Raw genomic sequence first — 16,610 nt, forward strand, 5'->3', positions numbered from 1 at the left:
ATATTCGCGACCGAACTTGTCGGCGGGCGGCGCGGGAAACAAGCCATGCGGCCCGCGTGGCGATGTCTTTCTTTCGGGAAATCCATGAAACAGCCCTCCCGCCCAGCCCTCGCGGCCCGGGCGGGAGGGAGGCGTGGCGCCCGGGGTGTTGCGTCCCCCCCACCCAGGGCGTCACGCGGGCCGCATCAGCGCGCCTGGAGCAGTTCCGGCACCGACAGGAGCATGAACTCGTTGTCGTCCGCCTTGGTGAGTTGCCGGCCCGCACTGAAAGGCAGGTTGTTGTCGTTGGCCACGATGATGTGCGTGTCGTCCACCCGCGCCACGTTCTCGATCGTGAGGAAGGGGAAGGAGAAGCGGCCGGCCTCCAGCCCTGTGTCACCGCGCTGCCGCGCCAGCCCCTTGGGGTCGCGGATCGCCATCAGGTCGATGCCGCCGATGCGGCGGATCTCGCCGTCGCCCTCATCCGCCCCCATATCCACCAGTGTGATCCGCTTCACCCGCGCCGGGGTGGCGAAACAGGCCGGCGGCTTCGCCCCGCCGGTGCAGGCGCGGGAAGGATCGCCCTCGCCATCGTCACGCTCGATCACCAGCGCGCGGCTGTCGTCGATGAAGTTGAAGTCGCCGATCGACACGGCACCCTCCGAGAGCCGGAAGCGCTTCGAGCGGCCCGTCCAGTCCCCCTTCTCCAGCGAGAATTCCAGCACCCGCAGGAAGTTCCCCTCGCCCTGGTCGCTGCCAGGCTTGAAGAGCGGCTTCTCCAGCATCGCCCAGAGCGTCTTGCCGTCCGGCGTCAGCGCCATGCCCTCGAAACCGCCCGAGCGGCGCGAGCGGAAGGGCAGCACGCCGTTCGGCGTCGCCGCGGTGCCCAGCGCGGGGTTGTCGGGCGACATCAGCACCTGCCCGTCCAGCTTCGTTTCCACCACGCGGCGGACGCGGCCCTCGCGGTCCACATGCACCAGGAAGGGGCCGAACTCCTCGCCGATCCAGAAGCCGTCGGCCACGGGCTGGATGCTTTCCGGGTCGAAATCCGCCCCGGTCAGGTAGCGACGGTCCGTCGCCTCATGGGTGATCCGGAAGGGCACCTTCCGCTCGGGGTCGGACAGGAAGACCGTCTGCTCCACCTGCACCGCGCCCGTCGCGAAATCCGGCCGGATCTTGCGGAAGGCCAGCAGCGCGTCGGAGCTGTTGCGCTTGTTGCCGAAGCCGTTGTCGGTCAGCACCCAATAGGCGCCGGGCTCGCCCGCCACCGGCTTGATGCCGGAGAAGCCCTGCACCGGCTGCCCCTGGAAGGGTAGCGAGAGGCCGGTCGGCCGGCCATCGGGCGCCGGGCCGGTGGTGCCGGGAATGCTGCCGGCCTGGTCGGTCCGCAGGTTGCCCGGGCCGGTGAAGCGCCCCGACATCCGCGCCTCGGCCGGCGCATCGCCGGGAGGCGGGACCAGGGTATTGGCCGGCAGCACGGCATGGCCGGTCAGCACGGCCTCGAAGTTCCGCTCCGCCGCCTGTCCCTGGCCGGGCAGGGCCAGGGCGGCAGTCACGAGGCCGCCCAGCAGCAGGGCACGGAGGGAGGCGCGGAAAGTTCCGCGGTTGAAGTTCGGCAAGCGAATCGCCCCTGTTCTCATGGGGCGGCGCTTAGCCTCCGCAGGCTGCAAACCGGTGACAGAAGCATGACACCGGAATGACGCAGGCTCCATGTTGGATCATGCCGGACCGGGGCGACCGGCGGCACGCCTGTCAGGGGGCGGGATTCGTGCCGGCGATCTCGCCCATCGAACGGCGCGGACGCCCCGCATGGTCCCAGTTGGAATCATCGAGCCAGGCGGCGATCGCCTCCCGCCGCGTCGGCCACTCATCCTCCAGGATCGAGAACCAGGCGGTGTCGCGCGACCGGCCCTTCACGATCTTCACGCTGCGCAGCGTGCCCTCATAGGTGAAGCCCAGCCGTTCCGCCGCCCGGCGCGAGGGGGCATTCAGCGCATGGCACTTCCAGGTCAGCCGGCGATAACCGAGATCGTCCATGACATGGCGCATCAGCAGGAACATCGCCTCGGTGGCCGCGCGGGTCCGCTGCAGCCGGGGGCCGAACCAGATGTTGCCCAGTTCGATATGCGCGTCGGCCGGAAAGATCTCCATCAGGGTCAGCCAGCCATCGGCCGTGCCGGTGCGGTGCTGCCGGATGGCCCAGGCGATGGGGTCGTGCTGGCTGGCGAGGCCGGCCACGTGGCGGCGCATCGCCTCCTCGTCTCGGAACGGGCCATAGCCCAGATAGGCCCAGGAATCCTCGGCATTCGTCGCCGCCCGGAACAGGTCCGGGGCGTGGCGGGGATGCAGCGGCTCCAGATCCACATTCTGCCCGTGGTGCGGGATCCGGGACGGCAGCGGGCGGGGGGTGTCGTCCACGACAGGCCCCAGCGGAGGCCCCTGACGTGAAACGGTGGATGGCGTGATCATCGGGACGTGATCCTGGCGCCGAAGCGGCACTTCGGCAATGCGCCGCGACAGGAGCCGTTCCGGCAAGGATCAGGCAAGGATATTCACCTGCGAGGCAGCCGCGGTGAGCTTGGTCTGGGCCTGGGCCACGGCCTGCTGGGCCTGGGTCAACGCCGCCTGGTCCTCGGCGATCCGGCTCGCGCTCGCCTGCGCCTGCTGGTCGGCGGCCAGTTGCTGCTGCGCCCTCGCCTCCTCGGCCTTTGCCTCCTGCAGGACGGCCTCGAGTTCCGAGGTGCCGCTGCCGCCCTGGCTGGCCCCTGCGGCGCCGCCCGGCGACGCGCCTGTGGCGGCGCCGCAGGAGGCCGCCTGGGTGGCGCCGGTCCTCGCATTGCTGGCGGAAGGCAGCGGATAGCCCTGCGTGCCCGTGGTGGCGGTGATGCTGGTCATGGCCAAGGCCTCCCGCGCCCGCCCCATGGCCGAGAACCCCTCCGGCCGGACCCGGCACGCGGTGCAAGGGACCATGCGGAGGTTGAGGAAGCGTGAAGATGCGCCCCATGAGATGCCCCCCGTGACCGGCCGGGGCGGAAGCCATCCCCGCCCGTGGCATTGCGAATATACGTAAACCACAGGGCAGGAACGTTCATTCCACGTTGCCTTCCGTGGCGCGGCACCCCATAGCTTCCGGCGCCATGAACGCCCCCGCACCCAACGCCGCCTTCTTCCACGAGACGGTCCTGTCCGTGCATCACTGGACCGACCGGCTCTTCTCCTTCCGCACGACACGCGACCAGGGCCTGCGCTTCCAGGCCGGGCAGTTCGTGATGATCGGCCTGATGGTCGAGGGGCGGCCGCTGCTGCGCGCCTATTCCATCGCCTCCGCCCCCTGGGACGAGGAGCTGGACTTCCTGTCCATCAAGGTGCCGGACGGACCGCTCACCTCCCGCCTGCAGCACCTGCAGCCGGGCGACAAGATCCTGGTCGGGCGCAAGCCGGTCGGCACGCTGATCCTGAGCAACCTGCGCCCCGGCAAGACCCTCTGGCTGCTCTCCACCGGCACCGGCCTCGCCCCCTTCCTGAGCCTGATCCGCGAGCCCGAGGCCTATGACCAGTATGAGCGTGTCGTGGTGGTCCATGGCGTGCGCCAGGTGGACGAGCTGGCCCATCGCGCGCTGATCGAGGAGGAGCTGAAGGAGCACGAGTTCCTCGGCGAGGTGATCGGCGACAAGCTGCTCTACTATCCGACCGTGACGCGCGAACCCTTCCGCAACCAGGGCCGCGTCACCGACCTGATCACCTCCGACAAGATCACCGGCGATCTCGGCCTGCCGCCGATCTCGCCGGAGCATGACCGCGTCATGCTCTGCGGCAGCCCGGAGATGCTGGCCGATTGCCGCAAGATCCTGGAGGGGCGCGGCTTCCACGAAGGCAGCCAGCACGAGCCGGGCGAGTTCGTGATCGAGAAGGCCTTCGTCGAGAAGTAGCCGCTCGCCACCGGAAGAGAACGGAAAAGGGGGATGGCCGGCGGGCCATCCCCCTTTTCCGTTCCTGCCGCCCGGGACCGGGGAGGGATACCCTCCCCGGCCGCGCGGTCAGTGGACGTGGGCCCCGGAAGCACCGATCCCGGTCTCCGAACGCACGTACTGCGCGTCGAAGGACGCGATCTCGCGCCGTGCCCGCAGGCTGTTGTCCATCTTCGAGAAGGCCCAGATCCCCGCGAAGGCCAGCGGCATCGAGAAGATCGCCGGGTTGTCGTAGGGGAAGAGCGCGGCGGCATGGTGGAAGGTGTCCACCCAGACCGCCTTGCTCAGCACCACCATCACCACCGCCGCGACAAGGCCGAGCAGGCCGCCGCAGAGCGCGCCCGTGGTGGTGGTGCCGCGCCACATGGTGGACATCAGCAGCACGGGGAAGTTGCAGCTCGCCGCCACGGCGAAGGCGAGGCCCACCATGAAGGCGACGTTCTGGTTCTCGAAGATATAGCCGAGATAGATGGCGACGAGGCCGATCACCACGGCGGAGATCTTCGACAGCCGCACCTCCTTCTTCTCGGTGGCGCGGCCGCGGGCGATCACGCTGGCATAGAGGTCGTGGCTGACCGCCGAGGCGCCCGAGAGCGTCAGGCCCGCGACCACGGCCAGGATGGTGGCGAAGGCCACGGCGGAGATGAAGCCCAGGAAGAGCGAGCCGCCCACCGCGTTGGCCAGGTGCACCGCCGCCATGTTGGTGCCGCCCAGAAGGCCGGTGATCTTGTTGTAAACGCCCGATGCCCCGTTGGTGTAGTAGACCGGGTCGTTCATCAGGAAGGTGATGGCGCCAAAGCCGATGATGAAGGTCAGGATGTAGAAATAGGCGATCAGCCCGGTCGCGTAGAAGACCGACTTGCGCGCCGCCTGCGCGTTCGACACCGTGAAGAAGCGCATCAGGATATGTGGCAGCCCGGCCGTGCCGAACATCAGCGCGAGGCCCAGCGAGATCGCCGAGACCGGGTCCGCGACCATGTTGCCCGGCGCCATGATGCTGACGCCCGACGGGTGCACCTGCACGGCGGCGGCGAACATGCGCTCCGGGTTGAAGCCGAAATGCCAGAGCACGGCGAGCGCCATGAAGGTGGCGCCGACCAGCAGCAGGCAGGCCTTGATGATCTGCACCCAGGTCGTGGCCTTCATGCCGCCGAAGGCCACATAGACGATCATCAGCAGCCCGACGATCACCACCGCGTACAGGTATTGCAGCCCGAAGAGCAGCTGGATCAGCTTGCCCGCCCCCACCATCTGCGCGATCAGGTAGAAGGCCACCACCACCAGCGTGCCGCTGGCCGAGAGGATGCGGATGCTGGTCTGGTCGAGGCGGAAGGAGGCGACGTCGGCGAAGGTGAACTTGCCGAGGTTCCTCAGCCGCTCCGCGATCAGGAACAGCACGATGGGCCAGCCGACCAGGAAGCCGATGGAATAGATCAGCCCGTCGAAGCCGCTGGCGAAGACCAGGCCGGAGATGCCGAGGAAGGAAGCCGCCGACATGTAGTCTCCGGCGATGGCCAGCCCGTTCTGGAAGCCGGTGATGCCGCCGCCCGCCGCGTAGAAGTCGGAGGCCGAACGGTTCTGCGAGGCGACGCGGTAGGTGATCACCAGCGTCATCGCCACGAAGGCGACGAACATGACGATCGCCGCCCAGTTCAGCGCCTGGCGCTGCACCGGCCCGGAGATCGCGTCCGCGGCCCAGGCCATGCCGCCGAGGCCGAGGGCGAGCGTTCCGGCCGTGACGGTGAGGAGCTTGAGGAGGCGCATCAGCGGCCGAGCTCCTGGCGCAAACGCTGCGTCATCTCGTCGAAGCGCGTGTTGGCGCGCGCGACATAGATGCCGGTCAGCACGAAGGCCGAGACGATGACCACCAGGCCCAGGATGATCCCCGTGGAGGTAGCACCCCCGGCGATCGGGGTGGCCATCAGCCCATGGGCGAAGGCCACGAGCAGGATGAAGCCCAGATAGATCACCAGCATCACGATGGAGAGCGTCCAGGCGAAGCCGGATCGGGCCTTGACCAGTTCCTGGAAGGTCGGGTTGCGCAGGATGCGGTTGACCTCGCTGTCCCCGGCATCGGCCCCGGCGGCATCGGTGACGGGTATCGTGGTTCCCAGCGGGATCGCCATTATGTTTCCTCGATTCGCGGGTCTGTGGCCCGTTTTCCTGTGGCGGTTTTCAGAGTGGCCGGCCTCGCGGGCTCTGCCCGCAGAAGGCGCTCTGGTTCGGACCCTGCCATGTTCGTTCGGCATGGCGACAGGGTCAATCGCGAAAAGGGCCGAGGACCCCTCTCCGCGGCAGCGTGGCGCGCGATCGCCCAGCGAAACTGTTTCAGAGACGCGACACATTCCGGACCGGCAAGGTCAAGGATCCCGCCCCTTCCCATCTTGGCCCTCCCCACTCCGGCCTGCCCACAGCCATCCCAGCAGGTCCACCGCGACGGCGATGCCGCTGCCCACCAGCGTCGCCAGGATGCGGTGGCTCGCCGCCTCCGGCTCCGGCATGGCCACCAGGGCGAGCAGGAAGACCACATAGGCGCTGATCGCGGTGGAAAGCGCGGCGTAGTTCACCCTTTGCAGGGCATAGCTCGCCCAGGCCATGGCCAGGATCAGCAGCGCCAGGGCCCATAGGCCAGGCTGGAGCATCGCCGCCACCAGGGTCGCGCCTCCTGCCCCCAGCAGGGTACCGGCCACTCTTTGCAGACCGCGGGAATAGGTCTCATCCAGCTTCGGCTTCAGCACCATCACCGCGGTCATCGGAGCCCAGTAGCCGTTCGGCAGGTTCGCCAGATGGCTGGCCAGCACGGCTCCCATGGCGGCGCAGGCGAGCCGCAGCGCATAGCCCTGGTCCGGATTCCGGCGGCTGGCGAGGAGGCGCAGGGATTCCAGCAGTTCCGGGATCTGCAGGTCGGAAGGCCAGCTCCGGGGCGAGGGCAGGTAGCGCCGGCAGGCCACCAGGATCACCCACTGCAGGGCGCCACCCACCAGGATCAGGCCCCCCCGGCCCAGCGCGTTCTCCAGGCTGGCCGGAAAGGCGCTGGCCACCGCCAGCGCGATGTTCCATTGCAGCCCCAGCCACCAGGCACCGATCCCGGCCGCCGTCAGCAGGCCGCAGGCCGCCGCCCAGAGGCCGCTGATCAGGAGAAGCAGCGGCAGCCACTGTCCCGCCAGGGAGCCCACGGTGGCCGAGGCCGCCATCCCCAGCATCGCCACCAGCATCGGCATCGCCCAGCCGCGCGAGAAGCGCTGCAACGCGCCGAAACCAACGGTCATGGCGCCGCTGGCCGCCACCAGCCCATCCGACGGGCGTCCGCTCAGCAACCCGGCGACCAGAACCAGCGCCAGCGCCGGCAGGCAGAGCCAGGCGATGCGGATCTGCCGGGCCTTCCAATCCAGGTGGAAGATCGTGCCTGGCGGCTGGAGGTCCGGCAGGCGGCGCTGGCGGAAAAATCCAGGCATGGTCCCCCGGCCGGTGCTTCCAGGCAAAAGACCTGCCGGGACGCTTCGTTGCAAGCGGCGGTTTGCGCAGTGGCGGGAAAGGCGCAAAAAAGACCGTACCGGTCTGGAACGCCCGCTGCCGGTCTTGCCCGCCGCCACTACCCGGGAACCCCGCGATGAACGACCCTGGCCCGCTTTCCTCCGGAACCGCCTCGCCGGTGCTGGAGGCCCTGCTGACCCGCCATTCCATCCCGGCCCAGTTGCTGCGCGCGCCGGGGCCGGAAGGCGAGTTGCTGCACCGTATCCTGGAGACCGCCCTGCGCGCGCCGGACCATGGCGGGCTGCATCCCTGGCGCTTCGTGCTGATCCGGGGCGAGGCGCGGACCCGTTGGGCCGCCGCCGTCGAGGAGGCAATGCGCGCCCGCGACCCCTCGGTGACGCAGCCGATGATCGACAAGCAGTGCGGCCGCATCCTGAACGCACCGCTCACCATCGCCGTGGCCGCGCATATCCGCGAAGGCAAGATCCCCGAGGTGGAGCAGATCCTCACGGTCGGGGCCGGGGTGATGAACCTGCTGAACGCCTTCCACGCCGAGGGCTTCGGGGCGATCTGGCTGACCGGGGCGAACGGCTACGACTCCATTCTGGCCCGCCGCCTCGGCCTGGGCGAGGGCGAACGGCTGCTGGGCTACGTCTTCGTGGGCACGCCGGACGGCGAGGTCCGGCCGTCCCGCCGCCCGGAACTGTCGGCGCATGTGACGGACTGGGCCGGCTGATCCGGGACGCCGCTTCCCGCGGCGCCTTGCGTCCAGCGCCGTGCTTCCCCGGGGGCAAGGCTCCGCCTTTCCCCCGGACCCCCTATCCGCCAGGACCCTGAGGGTCCTGGACCTCCCGTTCGCTGGCGCCCGCTGATGCCGGATCGCGCCGGAGAGCATCGCTCTCCGGCGAACTGCCGATGTCACCAGCGCGGACACGATGTTTTCTCCTTTTCGGGCAACCCGCGTCGCCACCTGCTCCCGGGGATCAGGCCGCAGAACAACGTCCACCGCAGGCGCCAACGCAAGCCCGGGGTCCGGGGACCGGCTTCGGTCCCCGACGGAGAGGGGGTCCGGGGCGAGAGGCGGCGCCTCTTCCCCGGCGGGCCGCCGCGAAGCGCCACACGGAACCGTTCTACAGCGTCGGAAAGTAGCTCGCCCGCCGCCGCTCGAAATCCGCCAGCCCCGCCCGGTCCTCGATGGTCCGGCGCCCGGCCTCCAGCACGAGCCCCGCATGGCGGCGCAGGGCGGCCAGCCGCTCCGGGCGGTGCTCCACGCCGCTCACGCGGCCCAGGCTTTCCAGCAGGTGGATCAGGACCGGGGCGCTGCCCGCCATGTCCTGGCGCAGGATATGGAACATGGCGTCGCAGAGCCCGTCATAGGTGGTCACGCGCCGGAAGACCCTGGCCCGCCCTTCCCGGAACAGCACCGGCGACGGCATGGGCCGGTCGGCGACCCGGCACAGGATGTCCACCAGCCGGTTGATCACGGCGATGGCGGTGAAGGGGTCGTTGCTGCTGGGCGAAAGCGCGCGGTCGCCAACCTCCACGAGCTGCCGCACGGCGAATTCCAGGTCCTGTCCCGCCGCCTGCCGGTCGCCCAGGATGAAGGCGCCGCAGACCTGCCCGCTGGCCTCCCCCCCGTCCGCCTCGCCCGCCACCTCGGCCAGCACCATGCCCTGGCTCACATACTCGCCGGGCCGCATGAGGAGGGTGACGACGAGCCCCTTCTCCGCCGCCCAGTCGGCCAGCCCCTCCGTGTCCAGGGAGCGGATATAGCCCCCGCCGGTCGCCCGGACGGGCCTGCCACCCTCGGGCGGCCGCACCGTGCCGGGTCCCGGCGGTTCCTCCCGCGGCAGGAGGCGGTCCATGGTCTGCACCAGCTCGTGGTGGACATCCTCGATCACCGTCTCGACATTGATGCCGCTGGCGATGTGATGGACGAACCAGACCAGGGTCGCGACGCAGAGCAGAGCCAGAAGCAGCGCCCCGGTCACCGCCAGATGCGGGACGAAGGCGTCCTCCTCCACAGAGCGGACGGTGCGCAGCACCATCAGCACATAGGCGAAGGTGCCGAGGAAGATGCCCAGGGCCATCTGGTTGCCCCGGTCGCGCATGAAGTTCCGCAGCAGCCTGGGACCCATCTGCCCGGAGGCCAGCGACAGCGCGGCGATGGTGATGGAGAAGACCGTGCCCGCCACGCCGATCGCCGAGGAGGCGATGGCGCCCAGCAGCGCCCGGGCGCCGCTCTCGCCCCCGGCATAGATCCAGCCGGAAGGCACCCATTCGTGGTCCGTGAAGGCCCCGTCCAGCCGGACCAGGACCTCCGCCGCCACGATGCCCAGCGTCACGAGCACAGCGGGGCGCAGCCAGAAGACTTCCTGGAGGCTTTCCATCCAGGCCCGCAGCCGGACGGTCATGCCGCCAGGGCCGAACAGCGGTGCCGCATCCCCTCTCCCCCCTCCTCCCGTCACGGCAAAGACGCCGGAGGCGGGGCAAGCGTTGCAGGGGAAAGGCCCAGGTCAGATGGCGGAGGCGCTGGCCTCGGACCGGGTGCCGCCGACGCGCTGGGCCAGGGCGGCCGCCATGAACTCGTCCAGGTCGCCATCCAGCACCGCGGCCGGGTTGCCCTTCTCCACGCTGGTGCGGAGGTCCTTCACCATCTGGTAGGGCTGGAGAACGTAGGAGCGGATCTGGTGGCCCCAGCCGATATCCGTCTTGCTGGCCTCGACGCCGGCCGAGATGGCCTCGCGCTTGCTCAGCTCCAGCTCGTAGAGCCGGGCGCGCAGCATATCCATGGCGATGGCGCGGTTGCGGTGCTGCGAGCGGTCCTGGGTCGAGGCCACCACGATCCCGGTAGGGATATGGGTGAAGCGCACGCCGGATTCCGTCTTGTTCACGTGCTGCCCGCCGGCGCCGGAGGCGCGGAAGGTGTCCGTCTTCAGGTCGGCCGGGTTGATCTCGATCTCGATGCGGTCGTCGATCACCGGATAGACATAGACCGAGGCGAAGGAGGTCTGCCGCCGCGCCGCCGCGTCGAAGGGGGAGATGCGCACCAGCCGGTGCACCCCGCTCTCGGTCTTCAGCCAGCCATAGGCGTTGGGGCCGCTGATCTGCAGCGTGGCGGACTTGATGCCCGCCTGCTCGCCCTCGCTCTCCTCGGTGATGGTCACCTTGTAGCCGCGCTTCTCCGCCCAGCGCGTGTACATGCGCCGCAGCATCTCGGCCCAGTCCTGCGCCTCGGTGCCGCCCGCCCCGGCATTGACCTCCAGGAAGGCGTCGTTGGCATCCGCCTCGCCGGAAAGCAGGCTCTCGATCTCCCGCCGCTTGGCCTCGGCCGCCAGGGCCTTGAGATCCGCCACCGCCGCATCGGCCGTGGCGGCATCGCCCTCGGCCTCGGCCAGCTCGATCAGGTCTAGCGCATCGCGCACATCCTGCTGCAGCCGCGCCACGCCCTCGATCTGGTCGGCCAGCCGCCCGCGCTCGCGCATCACGCGGCCCGCCTCGTCGGCGTCGTTCCACAGCGTCGGGTCCTCGGCCCGGGCGTTCAGCTCGGTGAGCCGCACGGTCGCCGCGTCCCAGTCCAGGTGGCGGCGCAGGAGGTTGACGGATTCTTCGATCTGGCCCTTCAGGGCTTCGGCATCGGCACGCATGGGGGGCCCCGACTGGCGCGGCCCTCCGCCCCCCAACCGGGAGCACGGGCCGCGTCTCATACGATATGGTCTTCCAAGGCACGCCCCGCCCCCCTGGCGAGGGGCGGGACGGAAGCGGGTCTAGTAGAGCCCGCCCAGGCTGCTGTCCACGGCGGAAGCGGTGGGCGGGTCTCCACTGCCGCCGCCGCCGCCGCCCAGCGGCGCCCGGGCGCTGTTCTCGGTGCCGGGGCGGAAGGCCTCGGTGATCGGCGCGCCGTTGAAATCCGTCATCCGCACCAGCGCCACGCCGGGCGGGGCGCGGAAGGGCACCGGCGGGCTATCCTTCAGCGCCGCGGCCAGGATGTCGTGCACGATCGGCGCGGCATTGCCGCCGCCGGCCTCGCCATTGCCGAGCGAGCGGCTGTCGTCGAAGCCCATCCATACCGCCACGACGATGTCCGGGGTGAAGCCCACGAACCAGTTGTCGCGGAAGTCGTTGGTGGTGCCCGACTTGCCGCCCACCGGCCGGTCCAGCCCCTTGCCGGCGGCGGTGCCGGTGCCGCGCTCGACCACGCCGGTCAGGATGTTCACCATCTGGTAGGCGGCGATCGGGTCGGTGATCTGCTTGCGCTCGTCCTTCAGCACCGGCGGACCGGCCGAGACATCGGCGTCGCAGCCGGCGCAGGAGCGGATGTTGTTGCGCCAGACCGCCCGGCCCAGCCGGTCCTGCACGCTGTCGATCAGGGTCGGCGTCACCTGCCGCCCGCCATTGACGAAGGAGGCATAGGCGCCGGCCATGTGCAGCACCGTGGTTTCCCCGGCGCCAAGCGACATGGCCAGCACGCGCGGCATGTTCTGGATCACCCCGAAGCGCGCGGCGGAATCGGCCACCTTGTCCATGCCGATCTCCTGCGCCATGCGCACGGTCGGCAGGTTCAGCGACTTCTCCAGTGCCGTCCGCATCGTGACATAGCCGCCCGAGGCCCGGCCGGAATAGTTGCCCGGCCGCCAGGGGCCCTGCGGCGTCATGATCTCCAGCGGCGCGTCCAGCAGCTGCTGGTTCGGCGGGATGCCCATCTCCAGCGCCGGCAGATAGACGAAGGGCTTGAAGGAGGAGCCCGGCTGCCGCATCGCCTGGGTGGCGCGGTTGAACACCGACTTGTCGAAGGAGAAGCCGCCGGTCATGGCCAGCACGCGCCCCGTCGCCGGGTCCAGCGCCACGGCGGCGCCCTCGACCTGCGGCACCTGGCGCAGCTGCGCCCGGCCGCTGCCGGCGGGCTCCACCATCACGACGTCGCCCGCCTTCACCACATCCGCCATGCGGCGTGGCGCGGCGCCGATCCGGCCCTGGGCATTCACCGGCCGGGCCCAGCCGCTGACATCGGAGAAGCTCAGCGTGGCCTGCCGCGGCTGCGAGGCCTGGCTGCCCGGCGGGCGCTCCAGCCAGGCGACCCGCGCCTCGCGGTCCTTCACGTCCAGCACCACGGCCTGCCGCCATTCCTGCAGCATTCCGGCGGGGCGGGGCAGCGCCTCCAGCGCCGGCATCCATTCCGAGGCTGCGGCGGAGATCTGGGTCACCGGGCCGCGCCAGCCGCCCCGGCGCCGGTCATATTCCAGCAGCCCCCGGCGCAGCGCGTCCTCGGTCGCCTGCTGCAGCTTCGGCTCCAGCGAGGTGCGGACCACGAGCCCGCCCATGGTGGTCTGCTCGTCGCCGAAGCGGGCCAGCAGCTCCCGCCGCACCTCCTCGGTGAAGTAGCGGCCCACGGCCAGGACCTCGGGCCGGCCCCGGTTCTGCGGGCGGATCGGCTCCCGCTTGGCCTGCTCGGCCTGGGCCTGGGTGATGGCGCCGTCCTCGGCCATGCGGTCGATCACCCAGTCGCGCCGGGCCTTGGCGGCCTCGGGATAGCGTACCGGGTTGTAGTTGTTCGGCGCCTTGGGCAACGCGCCCAGGAAGGCCATCTCGGCGATGCTCAGGTCGCTCAGGCTCTTGTTGAAGTAGTTCCAGGCGGCGGAGGCCACGCCATAGGACTGCTGCCCCAGGAAGATCTCGTTCAGGTAGATCTCCAGGATGCGGTCCTTGGACATGGTCGATTCGATCCGGTTGGCCAGGATGGCCTCACGGACCTTGCGCAGCATGGTGCGGTCGTTGCCGACCAGCATGTTTTTGGCGACCTGCTGGGTAATGGTCGAGGCGCCGACCGCCCGCCGACCGGAGCCGAGCTGCTCCAGGTTGGTCACGGCGGCGCGCGCGATGGCCAGCAGGTCGACGCCGCCATGGCTGCGGAAATTCTGGTCCTCGGCGGAGATGAAGGCCTGCTGCAACAGCGGCGGGATCGCCTCGATCGGCACGAAGACCCGGCGCTCCAGCGCCAGCTCCGCCATCAGCTGGCTGTCCGAGGCATAGATCCGGCTCATCTGCGGCGGCTGGTAGTCGGCCAGCCACTTGTAGTCCGGCATGTCCTTGGTGGCGGTCTCCCACAGCGCGAAGGCGGCGATGCCGCCCACCACGACGCAGACCAGCGCCAGGCCCACGATGCCGCCGAGGATGCGGCGCAGCCAGCGGTGGCGGGGCCGGGCCTGCCGTGCCTCGCGGCGCGCGCGCCTGTCCCGGCCGGGCCGCGGGCGCCCGTCCCGGCCGTCCTGCTGCGGAGCGTCGCTGCTCAGGGGAGCGCGCTCCCGTTGGCTGTCATCACTCATCGTCGCCCCAATACATGCTCGCGCCCCGCCGGTGTTGCGCATCCTGTGCCGGGGACACCCCCGATCACGCATTGCTGTGCGGCGCACCCCGCAGGACGGCCTCCGGACCGGAACCTGCGGGAAGCCGCTCCCCCGGATGGCCTCGCCCTGCGCCGGGTAGCCGGCTTCCATGGCCCGCGGACGGGCGTGTGATAAGCGAGGCAGGACCGACACCGGAACCCGCATTCCGCCAGAGCACCGATCCCCGCCGCGTGCCGTGGCGCCCCATCTCTGCCGGATGGCCGGCCCTCTCGCAGCAGTGATCCGCAGATAGGTGTACAGAAAGCTTGCCGCCAGTGGGCGCAAAGGCTAGCACGGCGTCGGAATCTCAAAAAGTGTCACCAGGCTGTTTAATAGTTTTTCGCACCTGCGAGATTGCGGCTAATGTCTGCCCCACTATCAAGCGAGGCGCCTTCCATGGCGAATGCGGAAAACCCTGCCCCGCGCCCGAAGCCGCGTCTGGACTACCTGGACGCGCTGCGCGGACTGGCGGCCCTGGCGGTAGGCTATTTCCACATGGCCATGGCGATCCGCGAGCAGGGCCTGCCCCTGTCGCCGGGTGAGGCGCCGGTCATGGACCTGTTCACCCTGGGCCTGGACCTGGGGAAGGCGGCGGTGGTGCTGTTCTTCACCATCAGCGGCTTCATCGTGCCGATCAGCCTGTCCCGCGGCGGCCATGCCCCCGTGCGGCGCTTCCTGTTCAGCCGCTTCTTCCGGCTCTACCCCCTCTACTGGCTGGCCCTGGCCCTGTGCCTCCTGGTGGCGGTGATGCAGGGACACGACTGGCCGCTGCGGACCATCCTGGCCAACCTGACCATGGTCCAGGGCTTCATGGGCTTCCCGGACATCAACGGCGTCGCCTGGACCCTGCAGATCGAGATGGTTTTCTACGTCCTCTGTCTCGGCCTCTTCCTCGGCGGCCGGCTGGACTCGGTCCGGTCCCAGTTCCTGGCGGTGATGGCCTTCCTCGCCGCCGGGCTCGCCCTCGCGGTGCTGCGCTACGCCCTGGTCATCAAGCTGCCCGTGGCCCTGCCGCTGGCCCTCTCGGTGATGTTCTTCGGCTGCCTCTGGCGCGGCTACGTGATCGAGGACCGCCCCGATGCGCGCCGCGCCTCCTTCCAGGCTCTCCTGGCCTTCGCCGTCCTGCTGCCGCCGATCTGCCTGCTCGCCTACAACCACGACTTCGGCTACAACGAGACGTGGTGGCGGTACCTGGTGACCTATTACGCCAGCCTGGCGTTCTTCACCCTCTGCACCACCGTCCTGCGCATGAACCTGCGGCCGCTCGCCTGGCTTGGTGCGGTGAGCTACTCGATCTACCTGCTGCAGTCGCCGATCTGGGGCCTCTCCTCGATGATCGGGCTGGCGCCCTTCCCCATCCCCTATGGCGCGCATCTCTACATCGCCGTGGTGATGGGCATCACCGTGGGGATCAGCGCCCTTACCTACCACTGGGTCGAGAAGCCGATGATCGCCCTCGGCCGCCGCCTCGCGGACAGCATGCCGCGCCGCCGCGACGCGCCGGCCGTGGCCATGGCCGACAACACGATGTGACGCCTGTCCCGGTCCCGCATGACCTCGCGCGGGGCTGGAAGGTCGTCCTCAGGCCGTGCGGTTGGCGATGAAGCGGTGCACGGCATCGGCCAGGGCACTGGCCAGCTTGGCCCTGTGCGCCGGCCGGTTCAGCGCCGCCTCGTCAGAGGCATTGCTGAGGAAGCCCATCTCCACCAGCACCGACGGGATGTCCGGCGCCTTCAGCACGGCAAAGGCTGCCTGCCGGTGGGTGTTCGGCAGCAGCGGCACGTCGCCGCGCAGCGAACCGACCACGAACTGGGCCATCTGGTCCGAACCCTGCCGCGTCTCCTGCCGCACCAGGCTCATCAGGATGCGCGCCACCTCCGGCGAAACCGGCGGCAGGTGCAGCCCGGCGGCCGCGTCCGCCGCGTTCTCCCGCTTCGCCAACCCGGCCGAGAGCGCGTCCGTCGCCCGGTCCGACAGGGTATAGACGCTGGCCCCCCGCGCCCCCGGCGCGCTGTCCGCATGCATGGACATGAACAGCACGGCATTGCGCTTGCGGGCGAATTCCACCCGCCCGGCCAGGGGAATGAAGGTGTCGTTCGAGCGGGTCATCACCACCCGGCACAGCCCCTTCGCCTCCAGCCGCTTGCGCAGCTCATGCGCCGTCGCCAGCACCACCCGCTTCTCATAGGTGCCCGAAACGCCGATCGTCCCAGGGTCCTTGCCGCCATGGCCCGGGTCCAGCACCACCACCGGCAGGCTGCGCCGGGCGACCGCGGGCCCACCCTCCGCCACCGTGCGGCTGCGCGCCAGGCGGGCAAAGCCGGCGCTGCTCCCAGGCCGGACGGTCAGCGTCAGGCTGCCGCCCTGCCGGTCCACCCCCGGGGCGGCCACCGGCCCCTCCAGGTCCAGCAGCAGGGAACCGGAACGGGCATCCCAGCGCCCGCCCCGCACGGGCCCGGCGCCGGCCAGCCGATTCGGACCCTTCCACCCGCCGGGCAGATGGAGGCGCAGCCGCGCCGGCCGCGCCGTGGCGGTCAGCCGCCATCGCTCCGTGGGCCCCAGCGGCAGCGTGAGCCGTGCCCCGTTTCCGTCCGCGCGCAAGGCCACGGCTTGCGCCAGCGCCGGTCCGGCGATGGAGGCCCCCCCGAGCCCCATCGCCAGCATGGAGAGGCCGAAGCGCAGGAAGCCGCGCCGGCCGGTCTGTCCATCCATCTCCAATAGTCCCCCTGCGGGGCAACCTAGCGCAGGCCGGCCAGGCTTTCGACGTTTTCGCAGCCGGGACGAGTGGCGCTGTCGCCGCCAGGAC

At 70.2% G+C, this 16,610-nt stretch carries 13 protein-coding genes; 3 read left to right on the plus strand and 10 right to left on the minus strand.

Annotated elements, in window-relative coordinates; genetic code table 11:
* Positions 1-185: 185 nt before the first annotated feature.
* From CTJ15_RS13220 to CTJ15_RS13230, 3 genes are all read right to left on the minus strand, one after another.
* The gene (locus CTJ15_RS13220) at positions 186-1,598 is read right to left on the minus strand and encodes an esterase-like activity of phytase family protein (protein ID WP_171979078.1); all 1,413 of its coding nucleotides are present in this window, start codon (positions 1,596-1,598) and stop codon (positions 186-188) included.
* A gap of 133 nt (positions 1,599-1,731) precedes the next feature.
* Positions 1,732-2,397, minus strand: a complete 666-nt coding sequence (locus CTJ15_RS13225; protein ID WP_226946130.1) for a GNAT family N-acetyltransferase — start codon at positions 2,395-2,397, stop codon at positions 1,732-1,734.
* Positions 2,398-2,517: 120 nt separating this feature from the next.
* The gene (locus CTJ15_RS13230) at positions 2,518-2,874 is read right to left on the minus strand and encodes a hypothetical protein (protein WP_126281883.1); all 357 of its coding nucleotides are present in this window, start codon (positions 2,872-2,874) and stop codon (positions 2,518-2,520) included.
* Positions 2,875-3,116: 242 nt separating this feature from the next.
* Here CTJ15_RS13230 and CTJ15_RS13235 point away from each other — a divergent pair, with 242 nt between their 5' ends.
* A complete protein-coding gene (locus CTJ15_RS13235) occupies positions 3,117-3,908 on the plus strand; it encodes a ferredoxin--NADP reductase (protein ID WP_075822356.1) in 792 nt (263 codons plus the stop codon).
* Positions 3,909-4,016: 108 nt separating this feature from the next.
* Here the strand turns inward: CTJ15_RS13235 and CTJ15_RS13240 are convergent, their stop codons facing one another.
* The 3 genes from CTJ15_RS13240 to CTJ15_RS13250 form a co-directional block, all read right to left on the minus strand.
* Entirely contained in the window at positions 4,017-5,711 is a 1,695-nt protein-coding gene (locus tag CTJ15_RS13240) for a cation acetate symporter (protein ID WP_019462672.1), read from the minus strand.
* Positions 5,711-6,073, minus strand: coding sequence for a DUF485 domain-containing protein (locus CTJ15_RS13245; protein ID WP_019462671.1), 363 nt, complete (start codon positions 6,071-6,073; stop codon positions 5,711-5,713). Before CTJ15_RS13245 ends, CTJ15_RS13240 begins: the two co-directional genes overlap by 1 nt.
* A gap of 234 nt (positions 6,074-6,307) precedes the next feature.
* Positions 6,308-7,402, minus strand: a complete 1,095-nt coding sequence (locus CTJ15_RS13250; RefSeq protein WP_083755480.1) for an FUSC family protein — start codon at positions 7,400-7,402, stop codon at positions 6,308-6,310.
* A gap of 155 nt (positions 7,403-7,557) precedes the next feature.
* Here CTJ15_RS13250 and CTJ15_RS13255 point away from each other — a divergent pair, with 155 nt between their 5' ends.
* Positions 7,558-8,157: a nitroreductase gene (locus CTJ15_RS13255; RefSeq protein WP_019462670.1), complete on the plus strand. Its 600-nt coding sequence runs from the start codon at positions 7,558-7,560 to the stop codon at positions 8,155-8,157.
* A 394-nt stretch (positions 8,158-8,551) separates the two neighbouring features.
* Here the strand turns inward: CTJ15_RS13255 and CTJ15_RS13260 are convergent, their stop codons facing one another.
* From CTJ15_RS13260 to CTJ15_RS13270, 3 genes are all read right to left on the minus strand, one after another.
* A complete protein-coding gene (locus CTJ15_RS13260; RefSeq protein ID WP_075822228.1) occupies positions 8,552-9,835 on the minus strand; it encodes a DUF2254 domain-containing protein in 1,284 nt (427 codons plus the stop codon).
* 102 nt (positions 9,836-9,937) lie between these two features.
* Positions 9,938-11,068, minus strand: coding sequence for a peptide chain release factor 2 (gene prfB / locus CTJ15_RS13265; protein ID WP_019462009.1), 1,131 nt, complete (start codon positions 11,066-11,068; stop codon positions 9,938-9,940).
* 120 nt (positions 11,069-11,188) lie between these two features.
* Positions 11,189-13,744, minus strand: coding sequence for a penicillin-binding protein 1A (locus CTJ15_RS13270; RefSeq protein ID WP_058389332.1), 2,556 nt, complete (start codon positions 13,742-13,744; stop codon positions 11,189-11,191).
* Positions 13,745-14,200: 456 nt separating this feature from the next.
* Here CTJ15_RS13270 and CTJ15_RS13275 point away from each other — a divergent pair, with 456 nt between their 5' ends.
* Positions 14,201-15,337 (plus strand): acyltransferase, encoded by a 1,137-nt coding sequence (locus CTJ15_RS13275; RefSeq protein ID WP_019462007.1) that lies wholly within the window; start codon positions 14,201-14,203, stop codon positions 15,335-15,337.
* A 48-nt stretch (positions 15,338-15,385) separates the two neighbouring features.
* Here CTJ15_RS13275 and CTJ15_RS13280 read toward each other — a convergent pair whose 3' ends face one another.
* Positions 15,386-16,516 (minus strand): N-acetylmuramoyl-L-alanine amidase, encoded by a 1,131-nt coding sequence (locus tag CTJ15_RS13280; RefSeq protein ID WP_099781614.1) that lies wholly within the window; start codon positions 16,514-16,516, stop codon positions 15,386-15,388.
* Positions 16,517-16,610: the final 94 nt, after the last annotated feature.

The organism is Roseomonas sp. FDAARGOS_362 (assembly GCF_002754815.1).
GTDB lineage: Bacteria > Pseudomonadota > Alphaproteobacteria > Acetobacterales > Acetobacteraceae > Roseomonas > Roseomonas mucosa.

Coding starts and splice junctions, on each gene's coding strand:
- CTJ15_RS13245 (WP_019462671.1), bottom strand. CDS start 6,073: ATGGCGATCCCGCTGGGAACCACGATACCCGTCACCGATGCCGCCGGG.
- CTJ15_RS13270 (WP_058389332.1), bottom strand. CDS start 13,744: ATGAGTGATGACAGCCAACGGGAGCGCGCTCCCCTGAGCAGCGACGCT.
- prfB (WP_019462009.1), bottom strand. CDS start 11,068: ATGCGTGCCGATGCCGAAGCCCTGAAGGGCCAGATCGAAGAATCCGTC.
- CTJ15_RS13235 (WP_075822356.1), top strand. CDS start 3,117: ATGAACGCCCCCGCACCCAACGCCGCCTTCTTCCACGAGACGGTCCTG.
- CTJ15_RS13275 (WP_019462007.1), top strand. CDS start 14,201: ATGGCGAATGCGGAAAACCCTGCCCCGCGCCCGAAGCCGCGTCTGGAC.
- CTJ15_RS13260 (WP_075822228.1), bottom strand. CDS start 9,835: ATGACCGTCCGGCTGCGGGCCTGGATGGAAAGCCTCCAGGAAGTCTTC.
- CTJ15_RS13255 (WP_019462670.1), top strand. CDS start 7,558: ATGAACGACCCTGGCCCGCTTTCCTCCGGAACCGCCTCGCCGGTGCTG.
- CTJ15_RS13250 (WP_083755480.1), bottom strand. CDS start 7,402: ATGCCTGGATTTTTCCGCCAGCGCCGCCTGCCGGACCTCCAGCCGCCA.
- CTJ15_RS13240 (WP_019462672.1), bottom strand. CDS start 5,711: ATGCGCCTCCTCAAGCTCCTCACCGTCACGGCCGGAACGCTCGCCCTC.
- CTJ15_RS13230 (WP_126281883.1), bottom strand. CDS start 2,874: ATGACCAGCATCACCGCCACCACGGGCACGCAGGGCTATCCGCTGCCT.
- CTJ15_RS13280 (WP_099781614.1), bottom strand. CDS start 16,516: ATGGATGGACAGACCGGCCGGCGCGGCTTCCTGCGCTTCGGCCTCTCC.